Origin of the sequence: Pseudophaeobacter sp. (assembly GCF_048267565.1) — a bacterium.
Lineage (GTDB): Bacteria > Pseudomonadota > Alphaproteobacteria > Rhodobacterales > Rhodobacteraceae > Pseudophaeobacter > Pseudophaeobacter profundi.
On the sequence record NZ_JBLWXG010000001.1, the window covers coordinates 396,219 to 417,303 of the forward strand.

The following is a 21,085-nucleotide window of genomic DNA, read 5'->3' on the forward strand; positions in this document are numbered from 1 at the left end:
AAGGCTGGCAATCGCGGCGATCAGTTTTTGGCTTTGCGCGGCAAGTCTTTGCTGTTTCGCGGAATTTCGAGGAGGATCGAGACAAGACCGTTTGGGCAAAAGAAGAGGGGATGGGCAGATGAATCACCAAGACAGCGCATCACCTGTTTCGCCTCTGCTAGGTCAACAGCAAAGAAGGCAAAAAAAGGGTAAATTATTCGTTGACCCTCTTGGCTGGAATACGTCAAGTTGTAGTGGTCATCTGCAAGGCCACAATATCTAGTTACATATTGCCGCTTTGTGACAATGTGAAAACACAAGCTACATCCACCGAAATGACCGGCGAAGGTCTCTTAAACAGCAAGCCCATCAAAAGGCATGCCGGTCCGCTCGTGCTTTCAAAATGAAGAATGTCGCATTCAATGCGGCGCAGATATGTGACCGGGGTGCAGGCGCATCAGGTCGTACAGGCACAAGGGGCAGAGCATGAAGATCGAGCGCAAGTTTACAAAGGCCGGGCTGGACGCCTACGCTAGTCTGGATTTCATTTCGGCAACCTCCGAGATCCGCAATCCGGATGGCACCATTGTATTCCGGCTGGAGAACATCGAAGTTCCCGCCGAGTGGAGCCAGGTCGCCAGCGATGTGATTGCACAGAAATACTTTCGCAAGGCCGGGGTGCCGCAGCGCCTGAAGAAGGTCGCGGAAAAAGGCGTGCCAGAGTTTCTCTGGCGTTCTGTGCCTGCTGGCAAGGATGTGCCCTGCGGCGGCGAGATCTCTTCCAAGCAGGTGTTCGATCGTCTGGCCGGTGCCTGGACCTATTGGGGCTGGAAGGGCGGCTATTTCTCAAGCGAGGATGATGCCCGCTCGTACTTTGATGAGATGCGCTACATGTTGGCCAGCCAGCGCGCCGCCCCCAACAGCCCGCAGTGGTTCAACACCGGGCTGCATTGGGCCTATGGTATCGACGGGCCAGCCCAGGGCCACCACTATGTTGATTTCAAAACCGGCAAGCTGACCAAATCCACCAGCTCTTATGAACACCCGCAGCCCCACGCCTGTTTCATCCAGTCGGTTTCCGACGATCTGGTCAATGACGGTGGCATCATGGATCTCTGGGTGCGCGAGGCGCGACTGTTCAAGTATGGGTCTGGCACGGGCACCAACTTTAGCCATCTGCGGGGCGAAGGAGAGCCGCTGTCAGGGGGCGGGCGCTCCTCTGGCTTGATGGGGTTCCTCAAGATTGGTGACCGGGCCGCAGGGGCGATCAAATCGGGGGGCACCACCCGGCGCGCCGCCAAGATGGTGATCGTCGATGCCGATCATCCGGATATCGAAGACTTCATCCAGTGGAAGGTGATCGAAGAGCAGAAGGTGGCCTCTATTGTTGCGGGCTCCAAGATGCATGAAAAGATGCTGAACGGTATCTTTGCAGCAATCCGGTCCTGGGATGGTGCCGCAACAGAGGCCTATGACCCGGCAGCTAATCCAGCGCTGAAACAGGCGGTGCGCGAGGCCAAGAAGGTTGCAATCCCCGAGACCTATGTCAAACGGGTGCTGGACTATGCCAAACAGGGCTACGACAGCATCGAATTCCCGATCTATGACACCGATTGGGACTCTGATGCCTATAGCTCTGTTTCGGGGCAGAATTCCAACAATTCGATCCGGGTGACCAATGCCTTTTTGCACGCGGTGGAAAAAGACGCCGACTGGCAGCTGATCAACCGCACCGACGGCAAGGTCGCCAAGACCGTCAAGGCGCGCGATCTGTGGGAAAAGGTCGGCCACGCGGCCTGGGCCTGTGCTGATCCAGGCATTCAGTTCCACGATACCGTCAATGAATGGCACACCTGCCCGGCAGACGGTGAGATTCGTGGCTCAAACCCTTGTTCAGAATACATGTTCCTGGATGATACTGCCTGCAATCTGGCCTCTTTGAATCTGCTGACCTTTTACAAGGATGGCAAATTCCAGGCAGAAGACTTTATGCATGCCTGCCGGTTGTGGACGGTGACACTGGAAATTTCGGTCACCATGGCGCAGTTCCCATCCAAGGAAATTGCCCAGCGGTCATATGACTTCCGCACCCTGGGGCTGGGCTATGCCAATATCGGCGGCTTGCTGATGAATATGGGGCACGGTTACGACAGCGAAGAAGGCCGCGCGCTTTGTGGCTCTTTGACGGCGCTGATGACCGGGGTGGCCTATGCGACTTCCGCTGAGATGGCGGCCGAGTTGGGCGCTTTTGCCGGTTATGCGCGCAACGCCGATGCCATGCTCAAGGTGATCCGCAATCACCGCACTGCCGCCATGGGCAAGATCAGCGGCTATGAGGGGCTGTCGGTGCCGCCGGTGCCGTTGGATATCGACAACTGCCCTGATGCGCGGCTGGTTGATCTGGCCATGGGGGCCTGGGACGAGGCGTTGAAGCTGGGCGAAAAACACGGCTACCGCAATGCCCAAACCACTGTCATTGCGCCCACCGGCACCATTGGGTTGGTGATGGACTGTGACACCACGGGGATTGAACCTGACTTTGCGCTGGTGAAGTTCAAGAAACTGGCCGGTGGCGGCTATTTCAAGATTATCAACCGTTCGGTGCCTGCGGCGCTGGAAGGGCTGGGCTACAGCTCTTCGCAGATCGAAGAGATCGTGTCATATGCGGTGGGGCATGCGACCCTGGGTAATGCCCCGGTCATCAATCACACCTCGCTCACCGGGCACGGCTTTGGCCCCAATGAATTATCCAAGATTGACAGTGCCTTGGAGGCCGCTTTTGATATCCGCTTTGTGTTCAACCAATGGACCCTGGGCGAAGATTTCTGCACCGGCGTGCTGGGAATTCCCGCCAAGAAACTGAACGATCCAACCTTTGATCTGCTGCGCCACCTTGGCTTTACCAAAGCTGATATCGACGCCGCCAATGATCATGTCTGCGGCACCATGACCCTGGAAGGCGCGCCGCACCTGAAGGAAGAGCACTACAATATCTTTGATTGTGCCAACCCCTGCGGCAAGAAAGGTAAGCGTTATCTTGGTGTTGAAAGCCATATCCGTATGATGGCCGCAGCCCAGAGCTTTATCTCCGGGGCGATTTCAAAAACCATCAACATGCCAAATGATGCCGCGATCGAGGAATGTCAGAAAGCCTATGAACTCAGCTGGTCGCTGGGGGTAAAGGCGAATGCGCTCTACCGTGATGGATCCAAGCTGAGCCAGCCACTGGCCGCCGCGCTGGTCGAAGACGACGACGAGGCCGCAGAGGTGCTGGAGAGCGGCAAGCCGCAGGAAAAAGCCACAGTTCTGGCGGAAAAGATCGTCGAGAAAATCATCATCAAAGAGATCGCCAAATCGCAGCGCACCAAGATGCCACAGCGCCGCAAGGGCTATACGCAAAAGGCAGTTGTCGGCGGACATAAGGTCTATCTGCGTACTGGCGAATACGAAAGCGGTACTCTGGGCGAGATCTTCATCGACATGCACAAGGAAGGTGCAGGCTTTCGGGCGATGATGAACAACTTTGCCATCGCGGTGTCGGTCGGCCTGCAATATGGCGTGCCGCTGGAAGAGTTTGTCGATGCCTTTACCTTTACCAAGTTTGAACCGGCCGGCATGGTGCAGGGCAACGACTCGATCAAGAATGCCACCTCGATCCTGGACTATGTGTTCCGCGAACTGGCGGTCAGCTATCTGGACCGGACAGATCTGGCCCATGTGAAACCACAGGGCCCAGCCTTTGATGATATTGGCCGCGGCGAGGAAGAAGGCGTTTCCAACCTGTCAGAGCTGAGCGAAAGTGCTGCAAGCCGCTCGCTGGAGGTTCTGAAGCAGATCTCTTCCACCGGTTATCTGCGCAAGCGCCTGCCACAGGATCTGGTGGTGTTGCAGGGCGGGCAAGCCAGGCCCTCCAGCCTGTTGGACGCAGCCAAGACGGGCAGCGATCCGGTGGCCGATCTGCAAGCGCTGGTTCCCGAAGCCTCGCCATCAGTAGCAACCGGGATGGATGCACGGGTCAAGGCAAAGATGCAGGGGTATGAGGGCGAAGCCTGCGGCGAATGCGGCAATTACACATTGGTACGCAATGGAACCTGCATGAAATGCAATACCTGCGGATCCACCTCTGGGTGTTCGTGATAAACTGCGACTGAGCCTGCGGCGACGTTCACAGGACGTAGAAAGAAAGGGGGCCGCAGAAACTGCGGCCCCCATATTATTGATGCAATCAGTATGGGCTGAAGCTGCCCGCTTATTTCCAGAACAAGCGGGCAGGATCAGCCGCAACCATTATGCCGGAATAACGACCTTCTGATCATGCTCTGGTGCATCAAGCTGCAGGTGGTTGTCCTTCAGGATCAGTATGTTCTCGATTGCGATGACATCGCTTTTGGTCTTGTAGCCAATCACGTCTTCGACGGGCATATCAAGGTGGCGTGCCATCAGCATGGTTTCTTCCGATGAGAAGTTTGTCAGCCCGCGTGCGACTTCTTCCCCGTCTTCGTTATAGACGTGCAATACATCGCCCTTGGTGAAATCACCCTGGATCGAAATCACATCTCCCCGGCTCACGCCGCAATCCCCGTTGACAAGTGCCGCCGCCATATCGTTGCCCACCACCAGGGTGCCGGAAACCTGCAAGCGGTTGCTGAGCCACACCTTCAGTGGCGATGCCGTCTCGCCCGTGACCAGACAGCGGGTAAAGCGGCGTTCGTTTTTCAAGACCGAGGAAACTGGGCGTTCGATGATGCCTTCGGCGATGATGGTTTCGACGCCGGCGTTCTGGGCCATATTCGCCGCATGCATCTTTGTCAGCATCCCGCCGCTGCCCAGGGCGCTGATACTGGTAGTGGATTCCAGGTGTTCGCTGACGTCGTCGATTTCAGCGATGAACTCGGCGTTTGGATCCGAAGGGTCGATGTTATAGAGCCCGTCAACACTGGTCAGGATGATCAGCGCATCTGCTTCGACCATCTGGGCGATTTTGGCCGACAAACGGTCATTGTCACCTACCCGCAAGTCGCGTGTTGCGATGGAATCATTCTCATTCAGGATCGGAACGATGTCGTTTTCGAACAATCTGTACATGGTGTTCTTGATGTTCAAAAAGCGGCGTCGATCTTCCATATCGTCGACCGTAACAAGCATCTGGGCGACGTCCATATCGTGTTCGGATGCGACCTGCCGATAGGCATTCATCAGCAATGGCTGCCCGCATGCGGCGGCCGCTTGCTTGTCCAAAATGCCTGCATCTTCGGGCCGCTTATCAACCATATTCAACCCCAGAGCGACCGAGCCAGAGGAGGTCAGAATAATGTCGTGGCCCTCTTTTTGCAGCTGTGCCAGATCGCTCATCAACCCGTTCATAAAGGCATATCGAAGGGTCAGCTTTTCGCTATTTGCAAGCAGGCTGGACCCGATCTTGACAACGATTTTCTTCTTCTTTGGCATCAGTATCTCCGATATCTATCTGTATTTAGAGGATAAAATACTACCTGTTTGCGTCTTCTCGCGCAGCCAGATAGCTAGACCTCATTCAGGGCTGGTGTCTGTATAACACGTAGACCGCACCTGAATGCAAATAGGTTGCTGCAATGCAGCGTCCGCAGCGGGGAGGTTTGCATCCCTGGTGCCGACGGGAAACACCACCAGATTCGGCCCCCGTTTCAGGCCGGGCAACAGGCAGCGCCTGCGGGTCTGGGTGAAGAGAAAGGAAAGCGACGATGAAGATACTTTTGATTGGCTGCGGCAAGATGGGCGGGGCAATGTTGCGTCAGTGGGTCCGGCGCGATGAGCATGAATTTACCGTCGCCGATCCCGCTGCAACTGACCTGCCAGAGGGGGTGCATCATGTCACAAAAACGACAGATCTGCCCTCGGGTGCATTTGATGTTGTTGTAATCGCGATCAAGCCGCAAATGATAAAAGATCTGCTACCCGCCTACACCCATGCGCTGAAACCCGGCGGTTGTTTTGTGTCGATCGCGGCGGGCTACAGTCTGGACAGTCTGGCAGAGATCACCGGTGAGGCAGCGATCATCCGGATTATGCCGAACCTGGCCGCGATGGTCGGGCTTGGGGTTTCGGGGCTGTATGCCAATGCATCCTGCAGCGCAGAGCAGGTTGAACAGGTCAGCGCCTTTATCGCCGAGACGGGCCGCTGCGTCGCACTGGCCAACGAGGATGAAATCGATCGGCTGACGGCGGTCAGCGGCAGTGGGCCCGGCTATGTGTTTGAAATGATGCGTAGCTATGTCGCGGCAGCCATGGGGCTAGGCTTTGACGAAGACACTGCACGTGCCTTGGTTTTTGACACCATCACGGGAACGGTGGAAACCGCGCGCCAGTCGGGTGCCTCGCTTGAAGATCTGCGCAACTCGGTCACCAGTAAGAACGGCACAACCCAGGCCGGGCTGGATGAGCTGCGCCGAGATGGCCAATTGCATGCACTGTTCGAAAACACCGTGCAGGCCGCCTATCGCCGCGCCGCCGAATTGAAATGATACGGGGCGCGCTTGGCGCGCCAGACAGGATTTATCATGAATACGATGACAACTGAGACAGACAAACCGCAGATCAAGGCCCTGGTTGATACCCTTGGCCAGCGGGCACGGGCGGCGGCGCAGGCCCTGGCCCTGGCCACAGCCGAGCAGCGCAACCTAGCCCTGCGTGAAGCGGCCAAAGCGCTGCGCGAGGGCAGCGACGCAATTCTGGCCGCGAATGCGCAGGATCTCGACAGTATCCGGGGCAGCGGCAAAGACGCGGCCTTTATCGACCGGCTGACCCTGACGACGGATCGGGTGGCGGATATGGCGACAGCGGTAGAGGCCATTGCCGACCAGGCGGATCCGCTGGGCCGGTGTCTTGCAACATTTGAACGGCCCAATGGGCTGAAGATCGAGCGCAGAAGCGTGCCGATCGGGGTGATTGCGATGATCTACGAATCGCGCCCCAACGTTGGATCAGATGCCGGGGCGCTGTGCATCAAATCCGGCAATGCGGTGATCCTGCGTGGTGGCTCTGAAAGCCTGCATTCCTCGCGGGTGATCGTGGCCTGTCTGGCGCGTGGGCTCAAGGCGGCGGGCCTGCCAGAGGATGCGGTGCAGCTGGTGGATACCCGCGACCGTGAGGCCGTCAAACTGCTGTTGCACAGCACCGAGAGCGTCGACCTGGTGATCCCGCGTGGCGGGCGTGGTCTAGTCTCTTTGGTGCAAAAGGAGGCGCGGGTGCCAACGCTGCTGCACCTGGATGGTAACAACCACAGCTATATTCACGAAAGCGCAGATATCACGAAGGCGGTTGGCATCGTGCAAAACGCCAAGATGCGCCGCACCGGGATTTGTGGCGCCACGGAATGTGTGGTGATCGACCGCAAGATTGCCGATCAGGTCCTGCCGCAGCTGGCGCAGGAACTGGGCGATTGTGAGCTGCGCGGCGATGCGGCCGCACAGCAGATCCTGGCCAATATGACACCCGCCACAGATGAAGACTGGGATACGGAATACCTGAGCAACATCATTTCGGTGAAAATCGTCGAAGATCTGCAAGAGGCGATCACATTTGTTCAGGCGCATTCCTCGGGCCATACAGATGCCATCGTCGCCGAGGATCACAAGGCTGCCGCCGCCTTTATGACGGCAATTGATTCCGCGGTGGTGATGCACAATGCCTCTACCCAGTTTGCCGATGGCGGCGAATTTGGCATGGGGGCCGAGATCGGCATTGCCACTGGAAAAATGCATGCACGTGGGCCGGTGGGCGCCGAACAGCTGACCAGCTTCAAGTATTTTGTCTTTGGCGACGGCCAGCAACGCCCCTAAGGCCGCAATGGCTGGTTTGAGAGAGCAGGGGGCGGGCCGGGTTAGGGGTTTTGCCCGCCTTGCGTAACGACAGCCGCCGCTGTGACACAGGGTAACCTGTGACAGCGGCGGCTTTGTTTTGTAGGCAAAGACATAAGGGGCGGTGCGCAACTCTGGGTGTGAGGCGGCGAAATGGCTTCTGGTGAAACCTAACACATCGGGCGGATATTATGAGCGATACAATTACCCTGCAAACCCTGGATCGGGTCACCACGATGACCATCAACCGACCAGCCAAGCGCAATGCAATCACCCAAGAGATGTATGGCGAAATGGCAGCGGCGCTACGCGCCTATGAGGCCGCGCCCGATCAGCGTGCCTTTGTTATCACCGGGGCCGAAGACTATTTCACCGCAGGCAATGACTTGCAGGATTTTTCTATGGCGGATCATTCCGCCGAGCAGCCACCCGTGGCCCAGTTTCTGGCGGCGATTTCGACCTGTTCAAAACCGGTGATTGCCGCCGTCAATGGCCCAGCGATTGGCATTGGCCTGACCATGCTGCTGCATTGCGATCTGGTTTATGCGGCTGAAAGTGCCACCTTTACCGCGCCTTTTGTCAAACTGGCGCTGGTGCCAGAGGCAGCCTCTTCGATGCTGCTTGCGGCCTCGGTTGGGATGGCGGTGGCCAATGATATTCTGCTGGCAGGCCGTAGTCTTAGCGCAGCTGAAGCACATGACTATGGCCTGATTTCGCGGGTCTTTGCGGATGCGACACTGACGCAAGAGGTCGCAGCCCTGGCCAAACATGTTGCGGGCTCTGCGCCAGAGGCGATGAAGCTGTCAAAGTCGCTGATCCGTCACCAGCGTGACCAGGTCACCGCGCATATGGCGCAAGAGGCAGCGCTGTTTGTCGCGCAGTTGAAATCGCCGGAATTTGCCGAGGTGGTCTCGGCGATGATGCAAAAGAGAGCGCCCTCTTTTCCCTGATCGGCCCGTATTTTTGGTGCGGGGGGGGGAATTCCGGCCTCTCGCCAGTTCGCGTGCGGCGTCTTGGGCCAAGTCGAAAACTTCAATCCAGCCCAATCTGTCGACAGGTGTATTAACGCGCCGATTTATCTGCTCTGGGTTGAATTGTGAGGTAATAACAAGGGGTCAGCGGCGGCTATTTATCCGACCGTTTTAGATTTTTCCTTGCTGAAATGGGGGTGATCAGGAAAGATACGTAACAATTAACCAGTTTTGAAAACTTCGACAGACCCGGTTTTGAGGATGCTGCATGAAGTTTATTGTACCCAGTGTTCCAATATATGCTCGACTGCGTTTTGCAGCCGTGGTGGTCGGGCTGTCTCTCTGCTCTGCGCTGACCTTGGCCGCTGAACCGCGCGGTTTGGACGCGCCGATGCAGATCGTTCGCTTGGGTGAGGGGGACAGTATTCGTGGTGTGGTTGGCCAGTATCTAAACGACCCGGATCTGTGGCCAACGGTTCTTGAGATCAACCAGATCGCCTCTGTTGCCGATCTGGTTCCGGGGATTGAGCTGCAACTGCCGGTGCAGCAGGTGCAGGCCGCTGATGCAGCGCTGTCGACCTCTCTTGCCGCCATTCAAAAAGCCACCTCCGAGGGCGCCGGGATATTTGCCCCGCGCCAGATTGGCAGTGCCATTGAAAACCGCGACGCTGCTGTCGCCCAGCGTCAGACGGGATCTTGGCGCAAGGTGGTAAGCTTTGCCACGATTGCCACCGACTTTGCTGTCGAGGCGCTGGAGATAGCCCTTGCCCAGCGTGACAAGGCCGCCGAGGCGCTTGTCTCGGATGTGCAGGGGACCGTAGAGGGGCGGTCTCCGGTGCAGCAGGGGTGGTCGGCGCGTAAGGTGAACGACATCCTTGTCGAGTATGAACGCATGCGTACGCTTTCGAACAGTACCACCCAAATAACCTTTCGCGATCTGAGCAGACTACGGCTGAACCCGAATTCCAATGCCACGATCCAGCGCATGCGATCGGATCCGCTGACCGGCGGCGAAGTCACCAAGGTATCGCTTGTGAACGGTGATTTCTATGCGCTGCTCAACCAGCTGTCAGAAAAGACCTCTTTCGAGATTGATGTTCCGGGGGTCCAAACCAACACCGGATCGGGGGACTTCTGGGTCAAGAATGACCAATCAGGGGCGCGGTTTGTAAACTACGACGACAGTGGTATCGAAATCACCCGCAATGGTGAAAGCATCCTGCTGGGCGAAAACGAGGGCGCGGTGCTAGGTGGCCAGGGGATTGAAAAGGCAGAGGTTCTTGTCAGCCCGGTTCTGCTTGCGCCGCCCATTGGGGGTATAATCTATACCAAGGTTTCTGGGGTGGCTTGGCAGGCCTTTGATCAGGCAGAGGCCTATTGGCTGGAGATCGCCAGCGACCCCGGATTCAATCACATGCAGATTTCTGAGTGGGGCATCCGAGAGACCCGCTTTGACGCCCCCCTGCCGCCGGCCCGGTATCACTGGCGCGTCGCCGCGCTTGATCAGCTGGGCCTGCCGGGGCAATGGAGCAAGGCGCAGGATTTCACCGTGCGTCACGACGAGAGCCCGCCCTTCCTGACCCTGCTGTCACCGGGGCCTGATGTCATCGTGGCCATACCCTTTGTGGAGGTTCTGGGCGCGACCGAAACGGATGCGTTGTTAACGCTGAATGGCGCTGCTTTGGACAGGGCAGCTGACGGCAGCTTTGTTACCCGTGTGGCCTTGGAACAGGGACAAAACACAATATCGGTGGTGGCGACGGATCCAGCCGGCAATACCAGTACCCGCAGCCAAACCGTGACCTTCCGTCCCGCAGCCTCTATCAAGATCACGCTGGATCCTGCGCTGCCGCGGCGCGGTGATGCTCTGGCGACCCGGTCGGCGGATCTGTCTGTTGTTGCCCAAACAACGGCAGAGCCGGACGCCCTGGCGCGCGTCCGGGATGCAGGCGGAGAGATCGTAGTGCAGACCCGCGTCACCGACAGCGGAGGCTTGCGTTTCACTGTTCCTGCCAAACCCTCAGTGCGCAACTATCAGATAGAGGTTCTGGGGCCGGGGGGCGCTGTCGAGGGACGGCTGAAGTTCACCGTGCTGCGCGATCAGACTGCGCCCAAGATCGACCTGGACCTGCCGCCGCCGCGCGCCACCTCTGAGGCTGAGATTGACCTTTCCGGCTTTGCCGGGGATGCCACCGCGCTAGAGCTGAACGGTCGCCCGGTTGCGATGACATCCGGGCGGTTCGCGCTGGATCTGGTATTGCAGCCAGGTCTGAACATTTTTGAACTGGCCGCCAGCGATGCGGTGGGCAACGTGAATGTGAAACAGTTTCAAAGCGTTCTGGATCTTGCACCGCCTGAAATTCTGGCAGTTGATTTCAACCGCCCACAGGGGGCGAAGGGTCCAATAGAACTGAAGGTTGCCGCCAAAGATGCCAGCGGCCTGCGCCAGGCTGCGCCTTTTGTTGTAGCTGTTGGCAGCAGCCAAATTGAGGGATTCATGCGCTGCGATTCCGCCAGCGGGCTTTGCCGCACGAGTTTGCCGCCGCAGGACGGAACCCTCAGGGTTATTGAACTGATCATCGAGGATTATGCCGGGAATACAGCGATCAAGTAATCAAGGAAGATATTGACCCCGGGCCAAAACCTATGCCGTGAAAGGACGACCGCTATGAGGATGATTTTTCGTTTGGCAGTGGTGACTGTACTGATGCTGGCCGGGATGCTTCCAAATGTTACCATTTCGCAGGCAACAGCGGCAAAGGAAGGCCTGCTGGTGGTCTATGGCGTTTTGGCGCCGACCCGTGAAGGGGATGTTGACCACCGGGAACAGATCTTTGTCAGCGTGCCTGCGGATCTGCGTGATCGCTTTTACCTGCGGATCTTTGACCCGGAAGTGTCTGGCTTTGGCGATTTTACCTATGGCGGCACAGGCAATGCGCTGACCACCTTTCGGATTTTTGGCGGTGCGGGGGCCTATAGCGCGGCTGATCGCCCTGCGCCGGAACCAGATGGCGCGCGTGTACCACAGCAAAGACGGGTTGAACCGATCACCGGCCCCGGAACCCTGCTGAAAGACGTCAGTTTTGGCAACGATAGCGCAACGGACAAAAGCTGGGTGAGCCTGTCAGCCTTGCAGGCGAAACAGGGGGAAGTGATCGGCCAGCGCGCTTACTTCCGTCTTGATATTCAGGGCAGCGGCGGCGATGACGGCAATGGGTTTTCGGTTGCTGTCAGCCTGGCGCGGGACCGCAACAAACCGGTGGAAGGGGCTGATATGTTTGCCTTTCGTCCCACCGTGCGCTGGTGGAAAGGGCAACCTGCAACCCAGATTTGGCTGCAGCCGGACAGCACAGGCCCCCACCGGATCCAGAGTTTTGATGCCGCCAGGGGCACCCTGGCGCTGACCACGGATTATGTTGATATTCCGGTACGGGTGTCTGGCCAGGATTTCTGGACCTCCGATCTGGTCCCGCTACAGGGCGACAATCTCGCGCTGAGCCTGGTGGGCGGCTTTGAAACGCCAAATGACGTGACGCTGGCGGTGTTTGACGCCGAGGGCAACCCCGTGCCGTTGCAAATGCCGCCGCAGCGGGCACCGACGCCGGCCCGTCCCAGTGCCATAGCAACGGGACGCCCGCTGGCGGATTGTCGTAGTGTTGCTTTTGACGGTGACCCGTCCGTCGGGCGCAGACCTTTGGCCTATAACTGGGATTTTGGTGACGGCACCAACAGCGACGCCGCCGTCATTGCCCATCGCTATGATCGCGTGGGGCATTATACCGCCCGACTGCGCGTGCTGGAACCGGGGGTGCGCCCTGGTCGCGGGGCCGAGGTAACAATCCCGGTGCACATCCGTAACGCCCCCATCGCAAAGGCTGGCGCAGAGGTTGTGGTCGCGCCGGGGCAGATGTTGGATTTTGACGGCTCTGGATCGCAGGCCTCGGATCTGCCGATTACCCGGTTCCACTGGACCTTTGGGGATGGCAGCCTGTCCACTGCGGCGCAAACGCAAAAATCCTACGCGGTGCCGGGCCAATACCGTGTGGTGCTGCGCGTGGAAGACGACAGCGCCCACCCCTGCAATTTCGGCCTGGCCACCAGGCTTGTCATCGTCAATGCCCGGCCCATCGCCGAAGCGGGCCGCGATCAATCGGCGATCGTTGGGCAATCGGTGCGTTTCAACGGCGGTGCTAGCTATGACATTGACGGCCGGATTTCGGCCTATCAGTGGGATATGGGCGATGGCATGCGGCTCAGCGGCGAAACGGTTGATCATGTATTTGAAAAGGCGGGTAAATATGATGTTGTCCTACGCGTGGTGGACGGCAGCGGTGTTGCCAATGACAGCAGGGTGGACCGGATGCAGGTGGTGGTGAATGCGCCGCCAGATCCGCAGTTTACCATCCCGGAGCGCCCCATTTCGGTGGCCGAGGTTGCAACACTGGATGCCGGTGCCTCCACCGACGATGACGGCGCTATCCTAAGCTATCAATGGGATTTTGGCGACGGCGTGGTCGCGGAAGGCCTTAAGGTGAACTACGCCTGGAGCCAGCCCGGTGTTTTCCCGGTGACGCTGACCGTGCTGGATGACAGTGGCACGGCCTCGGCACTGCAGCGACTGACGCGAAAGGTCACTGTGGATGCTGCGCCGGTGGCCGATGCCGGGCCAGACCAATATGTGACCGCCAGCGAGGTGCGCTTTGATGGTCGCGGCTCATGGGATGCCGAGGGGCAGATTACGTCATATGAATGGGATTTTGGCGACGGCAGCACGGGGCAGGGTGCAACTGTTGATCATGCCTATCTCCGTCCCGGTGTTTTTGAGGTCGCCTTGCTTGTACGGGATGACAGCGGCGCGCCACTGAACCGGCATCGCGACACCATGACCGTCACCATCAATGCCAGCCCGATTGCCGATGCCGGTCCGCCGCAGACGGTTGCACCGGGAGAGGAGTTCGTTCTCAGCGCCCGCGCCAGTGTGGATCCCGATGGCGATATTTCACAGTATATCTGGACTTTTCCAGATGGCAGCCAGGCCCGCGGCCTGCGGGTTGCGCAGAGCATGTCAAAGCCGGGACTGCATCGCATAGGGCTGACCGTTCATGACAATTTTCAGGGCGGTGCCGCCTCGGACGAAAGCGAAGTGTTGATCACCGTCAACAGTGCACCGGTTGCGGTTGCCGGCGCCGATATGCTGATCGCTCCGGAAGATACAGCCATATTTGATGCCTCGCAGTCCTTTGATGTGGATGGAGATATTCAAGGGTTTCGCTGGGAATTTGACGATCTTGGCGCCCCGCTGGAGGCCCCGGTGGTAGAGCGGGCCTATGTAAACCCAGGCGTCTGGTCGGCACAGCTCTTTGTGACCGACGACAGCGGGGTGGCAAATAGCACTGCAACCGACAGCCTTACCATTCGGGTCAACAGCCAACCAGTGGCCGAGGCCGGCCCCGCCATCGTCAGCGACGAGTTGCATGTCAGGCTAAGTGCTGTCGGCTCTGCCGATAGCGATGGCGACGCCCTGATTTATCGCTGGGATTTTGGCGATGGCTCGGCGCCTGCTGTTGGCCGTGAGGTCTTGCATGTGTTTCCCGGTGCTGGGGTCTACCCGGTCACCCTGCATGTTGACGATGGCACCGGCCTGTCAAACGCAGGGGCAATTGATGCAACCTCGGTGACAATCAACGCCAGACCTGTTGCCAATGCCGGTGGCAATCGTGATGTCTGCTCGGGCGAGCCAATCCTGTTTGATGCCTCTGACAGTCTGGATCCGGATGGCGGGTTGCTGCGGTATTCCTGGGATTTTGGCGATGGCTCCGGATCGGATCTGATCAACCCGACCAAGATCTACGAACAGCCCGGCGTCTATTCCGTTACGCTTCAGGTCGACAATGAAACGCGGAGTGATCGCGGCAGCAGCCTGGACCGGATCGCCGCAATTGTCCGCGAAGGCCCGATTGCGGATGCTGGGCCAGATAGGACCGTCTGCACCAACAATAAGGTCCGCTTTGATGGGGCGGGTTCTTCCGATGCGGATGGGGCGGTAAACGCCTATGCTTGGACATTTGGCGACGGCGGCTCCGCCAGCGGTGAATCGCCAGAGTATTTGTTCGACAATGCAGGGACTTATGTCGTGACCTTAACCATCACGGGCGAGGCCCTTGGCAGCTGCAGCCCGCTTGACACCGATACGGCTGCGGTCACCGTTGTCGAAGCGCCGGGCCTGCGGATTCTTGGCCCGGATCGGGTGGCCGCTGCGGTAGAGACAGGCTTTAGCGCCGGTCTTTCACGGCTTGGCCAGTCGGTGCCAGAGAGTTTTCAGTGGGATTTTGGCGATGGGAGCCAGGGGGCTGGCAAGGAGGTCACGCATAGCTATGCCAAGCCGGGGACCTATCTGGTGACCCTGTCGGCAGAGCTGAGCGGCGGCAGTGCCGAATGTGGCCGACTGCAGGCGCGCCGAAAAGTCACCGTCAATGCCGCGCCCCAACCGGTGATCACTGGCCCCCTTGTGGTGGCGGCAGGTCAGGCGGTGGTCTTTGAGGCCGACAAGAGCAGCGACAGCGACGGTGCGGTAACTGTCTTTGACTGGGATTTCGGCGATGGTCAGTCCGCAAGCGGGGTCTTGGCCACGCATCGCTTTGCCGAACCGGGGCGCTATACCGTGACGCTTGGCGCGACAGACGATGCTGCGGTGGCGAACAGTCGGGCGACCACGACCCAGGAGGTCATGGTCAACCCGCCGCCGCTGGCCGGATTGGCGCGGCGCGGCGTTGTTTGTCCCAAGGTTGATCTTGACTGGGCTGTTGCCGCAGATGCAGGCACGCAGGTTGCATGGGATATGGGCGATGGGACCAGCGCAAAGGGCAGCAGTCTTTCGCATCCCTTTGCACGGTCAGGCCTGTATCCGGTGGTCGTCACGCTGGATGATGGGCGCGGGCTGGCGAACAGTCGCAATAGTGAAGCAACCTATGTCCGGGTGAACGCCGCGCCAAGCGCCTTTGCCGGCCCTGACAGGCTGGTCTGTGCGCAAGACACCGTTGTGTTCGACGCCGGCGCATCCAGCGATCTGGACGGGCGCCTGACAAAATGGATTTGGGAATTTGCTGATGGCGTTACACTGGAAGGTGCACGGGTCGAGCGCAGTTTTCCCGCCGCGATGGACACCAGCGTTCGCCTGACCGTCACGGATGACAGCGGGGCGCCGGGCTGTACGACAGGGACGGACAGTGCCCGCATCCTGGTGAATGCGCCGCCGCAGGTGGACGCAGGCCCAGACAGACAGGTCATGGTCGGGGCCAGCCATGATGTGGTGCGCTTTGACGCCAGCGCAAGCACAGATCCCGATGGGCAAGGCGTTCATCTGAGCTGGATGTTTGGCGATGGCGGCGAAGCCTCGGGCGCAATTGTGCGTCACCGATATTCCGCCCCCGGTACCTACGAGGTGCAGGTGGTCGCACGTGATACCAGCGGTTTGATCTGTGGTACCGCAACAGATACGGCGACGATAATCGCAATCGCGCGCGAGTAGGGGAAGGTGATGAAGTTTCCACTACGCCTGAAATTTTTTGTTTTTGCCAGCCTTCTGGCTGTCGCGCCTTTGGTTTTGGTTGCGCAAAATCTAACACGTCTGACGCGGGATGAACTGAGAAGCGCCGCCAATGAAGAACTTACAACCGTTGCCACCCAACTGCGGACGGAATTTGACAGCACCTTTCGCGGACGATGGCTGACACCGCTCATGGTGATCCGCAATGCTATCGACAGTGACGCGCTTGGGGTGCCGCAAAAGATTTCGTTGCTGACGCTGGGGCTGGAAGAGCTGCCGCAGGTGGTAGCGCTGCAGCTCTCGGTGCAGGGGTCGGACCTGCCCATCCTCGTAACCAATGAGAGCTTTTCCAAAAGGTTGGTGCAAAATGGCCTGGATCCGATTGAGACACTGACCACATCGGATGATCTTATCAGCGCCATTGAGGGCACCGGTCAATTTGGCCGCCCACTGATTGCACAGATCAGCGAGACGGGCGATTGGCTGGCGACACTGGCGCTGCCGTTGACCAGCACAATTGCCGGGCGGCAGGTGACCATGGCCGCCAAAATCGATCTCTCGGTGCTGGGGCAACTGGTGAAACGCCACCCCTTTGCCCAGCGTGGAGAAATCACGGTGATTGATCATGCAGGGCGCCGGGTTTTGGGCGAGCAGGTTGAACTGCTGACCACGCGCAGCATCGTCAGCTCGGCCCTGCCTCTGATTGTTGCCGGGGCCAGGGCGGACGCGCTGGAACCCTACACCCGCCCGGATGGCAGCGCGATGCTGGGTGCCTACGCCTTTCCGGATTGGTTTCCATGGGCGGTAATCACCGAATTAAGCGAAGCCAGCGCCTATGCGGTGAGCAATGCCATCACGCGCCAGATCCTGGTGGTCGGCCTGGTTGGTTTTGCCATTGCCAGCCTGGGCGCGATGATCTTTGCCCGGCAATTGACGCAGCCGATCCTGTCGATTAGCCAAGTGGCTGAACGGGTGCGCCATGGGGATTTTACCGCGCGCGTCGAAAACATTCGAACTGGCGATGAAATCGCCGATTTGGCAAGACGTTTCAACCAGATGATTGCCCAACTGGGCCAGCGGCTGGAGCTGATGAAATTTGTGTCCGAGGGCACGATCTCAGCGATCCGCAAGGCCGATCAGGACGGCATATCGCGCGGTGGAGAACGCAGCAGTGTTTCGGTGATCTTTACCGATATTCGGGGTTATACAGAGTTTTCGGAACGTGTCGCGCCAGAGGTCGTGATCGAGGCGCTGAACTGCTATTTTGAGGTGCAGACAGGGATCGTGAACCGTCATCACGGCGACATTGACAAGTTTATTGGCGATGCCTTGGTGGCGGTCTTTGAAGGCCCGGATAAAGAACAGCGGGCTGTCACCTGCGGCGTCGAAATCACCGAGGCAATGACGAGCCTGCTGGAGGAATACCCTGAATACAACCTGCATGTGGGCATTGGTGTGGCCTCTGGAGAGGTCGTCAAGGGCGCGATTGGCGCGCGCAACCGGATGGATTTCACGGTCTTGGGATCAACGGTCAACCTTTCGGCACGGCTCTGCAGCAAAGCTGCACCAGAACAGGTTCTGGTTGATCAGGCAACGATGAAAGCCGGTCAGTCAAAGGCCGATCTTCAGTTCAACCAACTGGCCCCGATCATGCTAAAAGGCTATTCTGATCCGGTTCAGACCTACTCGGCCTTGCGGCATATACAGCCCTAGGACGGGCGTCTTTCCAGGGCCAAGTCGCTTGTCTTATTGTCCAGAAATTTTACTGGTGCCAATCGCTCTGATATATCTCAGGACGGGGAGATACCCGGCAATATCCGCCTGATGCAGGTGATTTTAGGCGTTGCGAGAACCTGGTGGAAATGGTGCCTAGCCTACGCGCCGAGTTGCACCGCATGGCCGAGGTCAATGCATATTGGGCGGCGCTTTCTACGCGCTGGGAAGAAATCCGGGGCAGCAGAAAGAGAACTGCGCTGATTCAGAAAATTGTTGAGCCGCCAAGAAAAGCTGATCCGGGTCAGGTTCCCTTTGGCGATGATGTTCATATCCACGTCGGCGCGAATACTTACCAAGGGAAAGATGGGGCACCAGCTGCAGCCCCGCTAAAATCCGAAGGAGAGGCGGCCACACGCCTCAGTTTCAGCCATGGCAACTGCATTGTTGAGCTGCCGTTCTGTTTTGCCCTGCGTAACAAGACCTATGCCGCAGATCATGCGTTGCGCCTGCGCGATGTTGTTGCCCCCACGGCAGAGATTGCCGAAGAGCTGGGCCTTGAGCAGTAAACCGTCCAGAACCTCTTGGTGCCTGCAGATTATTGGCACCCTCGGCTTGGTTGAGTGAGCGGATGATGTGGGATTCGCTGAACTCCAGATCAGGATCGCGATAGTGAACCGCTACACCGCTCTTGGCATACTCGTCACAGAGGCCGCAGGAAATGTTCGTCTGGGGAAAGGGGAAGAGCGCTCAAACCCCGATTGGTGCGACAAAGCCGCCCGGCGTCAGAACTCCCGCCGGGCGTTCTCTTGATCAACCGCCGGCAGCAGCTTTTGCTACTGTCGCTGCACCCGCAGCAACCGCACCAATGACTGCAACCTTGCTGGCGGTTTTGGCGGTGGTATTTGTGGTGTCAGCAACCTTGTCAGCGGTGCTGCAGGCAGAGATCAACGCAACAAGTGTCAATACGGAGACAATCTTCATAGTCTTTTATTCTCATAAAGTTAGTGTTTCTACATAAGCTCGAAAGCCTCAATCTCTATGCATCATTCTTAGGCACAAGCAAGGCTTTGTTGCACAAATAATGTGCTGGATTCCCTCTGTGAATTCAGCATGGTAGCTGGCCGGCATGAGCAGTTGGTCCCCTACGACGTACAAGGCCTGGAACTGGCCTTCGTACAACACGACGCTAGAGCAGCGCGGTTCGCTATTGATCTGGTTTGATCCTGAGATACGGTCGATGAGATCGTCTGGCGCCACTATGAAAACACCGTGACGGGTGCTCTCGAGCAAGTGCTCGAGGCAAACCGGGGGCTGGCAGATCTGGGGCCGGTCCTGCCGGTTGGCACTGTCGTTTTGCTGCCGGTGTTTGAGGAAACAAGAGAATCCGAGAGCGTGAGCCTATGGGACTAATCGATTTTTTGCCCATGTTCCGTGTCGAGGTGGATGGCAAGAACATCAGCAAGGCTCTGGCGCCGCGCATGTCGAGCCTGACAGTAACAGATGGGGCCGGGGTCCAATCCGATCAGGTGACAATGACCCTATTCCCGCGCCATTTCCGGTCCTATGTCGATGAGGCTTGGTTGATCACGCGGGCGGTTCACACGCTGGACAGCGGCGGCTACCGCACCAGTATTGCCGCTGAACCGGTGGCGGAAGACAGGTCGATTGCCTCAGTTCTGTCCTCTAGGTCGGCGTTGAAAGATGTAAGGTAAAAACCCACTCACACTTTCTCTGTTCGTTTCTGTTACGTGTAACAACAAACTACGAGAACTGGCATTTGCTAAGTCATTGGAAAAATGGCGCACCTGAGAGGATTCGAACCTCTGGCCTCTGCCTTCGGAGGGCAGCGCTCTATCCAGCTGAGCTACAGGTGCTTTTGGTAGGGCGGGTATAGCGGCCAGGCCAATGCACCGCAATGGGAAAAACTTCTTCCTTTTGGAAAAAACACCTAGGAAATCTGGCGGCCGGAGGCATGTCCTATGGACCTTGCTCTGGACTGTTACATCAGGAAGTTGGTGAAAGAAAAAGGCCCAATTGCATATGCAATGGGCCTTGCCTCATTTCGAACGGGCTGGGATGGCCTGTCACAGAAAGATATGTCTTGTGGGCCCGCAATGACACGAGCGCAAGTGCGGGATTAGCCGCTCCAGCTGCGCACAATGCCACAGTCCATGTGAACAAAGTTAGAGCCGCGGTACTTTCCAACGCCACCGGCGCGACAGGCCTTTGCGGCGTTTGCCATTTGCCCAACAGAGCGCGATGCGAGACGCAGATCGGCGGCCTGACCGCGCATATGCAGCGAATTCTTTGCAACGCCGCGGGACCGCCTGCGCAGCATCGCGTTGGTTTTGGGGCTGCGGTAGCCCGACAGCATCATGTAGGGTTCGTCTACATCCAACAGGTTGTGAGAGGCTGCCATGATATCAATGGTACGCAGATCGATGGATATGGTTTCATCGGTGCGCCAGTCACGCATGAAATGGTTAATCTCTTTCACGGCGTCCTTGATATAGTCGCCGTCGATCCAATAGACCATGTCGATGCGCTCGCCCGTTCGGCCAGAGAACATCCGGATGCGGCGAATATCGCCGCCGCCACGCAGGAAGCCTGCTGCTTTGGAAAAAGTAGGTGTTGCTGCAACTGCTGTTGCCGCAAACGCGCCCAACAGTGCCCGCCGGGTCATGCCCGTCTTGGTGATTTCTGCCATGTGTAACTACGCCATCCCGAACGAGTTTAGTCCTGCCTATGTCCGATGTTACGGACCTGCTAAGTTTTTCTGTGGGTTGTATGCCACAGGGCGGAAGATTTACCAAGTTCCGTTTTACGCCAAATATGATTGCTGCATTTTATCGGCAAAAATTTGCGCAAAGGGGGACGATTGGTTAATTTTTCCCCTAAGAGACAGGTCAATTACGCTGTTTATGCGACTGCATCGCACCAGTCTGAGATTGTCACATCATGGTTTCGCAAATGTGAATGGACTTTCCCCCCTGCCTTTCACCAAAATTTCATGTAGCTGCCCTGATAATTGTTGCGCA

At 58.0% G+C, this 21,085-nt stretch carries 13 protein-coding genes, 1 tRNA gene and 1 pseudogene; 12 read left to right on the plus strand and 3 right to left on the minus strand.

Features of this window, described 5'->3' with window-relative positions:
* Window positions 1-465 precede the first annotated feature (465 nt).
* A complete protein-coding gene (locus ACN0VH_RS01895; RefSeq protein WP_417699303.1) occupies window positions 466-4,116 on the plus strand; it encodes a vitamin B12-dependent ribonucleotide reductase in 3,651 nt (1,216 codons plus the stop codon).
* A 150-nt stretch (window positions 4,117-4,266) separates the two neighbouring features.
* Here ACN0VH_RS01895 and proB read toward each other — a convergent pair whose 3' ends face one another.
* Complete coding sequence (proB, locus tag ACN0VH_RS01900) at window positions 4,267-5,427, minus strand: glutamate 5-kinase (protein WP_417699305.1); 1,161 nt, start codon at window positions 5,425-5,427, stop codon at window positions 4,267-4,269.
* 272 nt (window positions 5,428-5,699) lie between these two features.
* Between proB and proC the strand changes: the two genes are divergently transcribed.
* The 11 genes and pseudogenes from proC (at window position 5,700) to ACN0VH_RS01955 (ending at window position 19,759) form a co-directional block, all read left to right on the plus strand.
* Window positions 5,700-6,479 (plus strand): pyrroline-5-carboxylate reductase, encoded by a 780-nt coding sequence (proC, locus tag ACN0VH_RS01905; RefSeq protein ID WP_417699306.1) that lies wholly within the window; start codon window positions 5,700-5,702, stop codon window positions 6,477-6,479.
* A 36-nt stretch (window positions 6,480-6,515) separates the two neighbouring features.
* Window positions 6,516-7,796 carry a glutamate-5-semialdehyde dehydrogenase gene (locus tag ACN0VH_RS01910; RefSeq protein ID WP_417699307.1) on the plus strand — a complete coding sequence of 427 codons (1,281 nt, stop codon included), beginning with the start codon at window positions 6,516-6,518 and terminating at the stop codon, window positions 7,794-7,796.
* A 209-nt stretch (window positions 7,797-8,005) separates the two neighbouring features.
* Window positions 8,006-8,764 (plus strand): enoyl-CoA hydratase-related protein, encoded by a 759-nt coding sequence (locus ACN0VH_RS01915; RefSeq protein ID WP_417699309.1) that lies wholly within the window; start codon window positions 8,006-8,008, stop codon window positions 8,762-8,764.
* Window positions 8,765-9,053: 289 nt separating this feature from the next.
* Window positions 9,054-11,399 carry a FecR domain-containing protein gene (locus ACN0VH_RS01920; RefSeq protein ID WP_417699311.1) on the plus strand — a complete coding sequence of 782 codons (2,346 nt, stop codon included), beginning with the start codon at window positions 9,054-9,056 and terminating at the stop codon, window positions 11,397-11,399.
* Window positions 11,400-11,453: 54 nt separating this feature from the next.
* Entirely contained in the window at window positions 11,454-16,313 is a 4,860-nt protein-coding gene (locus tag ACN0VH_RS01925; protein ID WP_417699313.1) for a PKD domain-containing protein, read from the plus strand.
* Between the two features lie 9 nt (window positions 16,314-16,322).
* Window positions 16,323-18,044: an adenylate/guanylate cyclase domain-containing protein gene (locus ACN0VH_RS01930; RefSeq protein WP_417699314.1), complete on the plus strand. Its 1,722-nt coding sequence runs from the start codon at window positions 16,323-16,325 to the stop codon at window positions 18,042-18,044.
* Window positions 18,045-18,193: 149 nt separating this feature from the next.
* A complete protein-coding gene (locus ACN0VH_RS01935) occupies window positions 18,194-18,613 on the plus strand; it encodes a hypothetical protein (RefSeq protein WP_417699315.1) in 420 nt (139 codons plus the stop codon).
* A gap of 152 nt (window positions 18,614-18,765) precedes the next feature.
* A complete protein-coding gene (locus ACN0VH_RS01940) occupies window positions 18,766-19,065 on the plus strand; it encodes a hypothetical protein (protein ID WP_278921962.1) in 300 nt (99 codons plus the stop codon).
* Window positions 19,066-19,173: 108 nt separating this feature from the next.
* Window positions 19,174-19,278: pseudogene (locus ACN0VH_RS01945) on the plus strand (IS5/IS1182 family transposase); the annotation flags it as partial.
* A 38-nt stretch (window positions 19,279-19,316) separates the two neighbouring features.
* The gene (locus ACN0VH_RS01950) at window positions 19,317-19,457 is read left to right on the plus strand and encodes a tail protein X (protein WP_417699317.1); all 141 of its coding nucleotides are present in this window, start codon (window positions 19,317-19,319) and stop codon (window positions 19,455-19,457) included.
* Window positions 19,448-19,759 (plus strand): hypothetical protein, encoded by a 312-nt coding sequence (locus ACN0VH_RS01955; RefSeq protein WP_417699318.1) that lies wholly within the window; start codon window positions 19,448-19,450, stop codon window positions 19,757-19,759. The genes ACN0VH_RS01950 and ACN0VH_RS01955 overlap by 10 nt, the downstream gene beginning before the upstream one ends.
* Before the next feature lie 85 nt (window positions 19,760-19,844).
* On the opposite strand, the gene ACN0VH_RS01960 is transcribed toward ACN0VH_RS01955, so the two are convergent.
* Together ACN0VH_RS01960 and mepK are read right to left on the minus strand one after the other, a co-directional pair.
* Window positions 19,845-19,921 (minus strand) — tRNA-Arg (locus ACN0VH_RS01960).
* Between the two features lie 263 nt (window positions 19,922-20,184).
* On the minus strand, window positions 20,185-20,754 hold the full coding sequence (gene mepK, locus ACN0VH_RS01965) for a peptidoglycan L,D-endopeptidase MepK (protein ID WP_278921583.1): 570 nt from the start codon (window positions 20,752-20,754) through the stop codon (window positions 20,185-20,187).
* Window positions 20,755-21,085 lie beyond the last annotated feature (331 nt).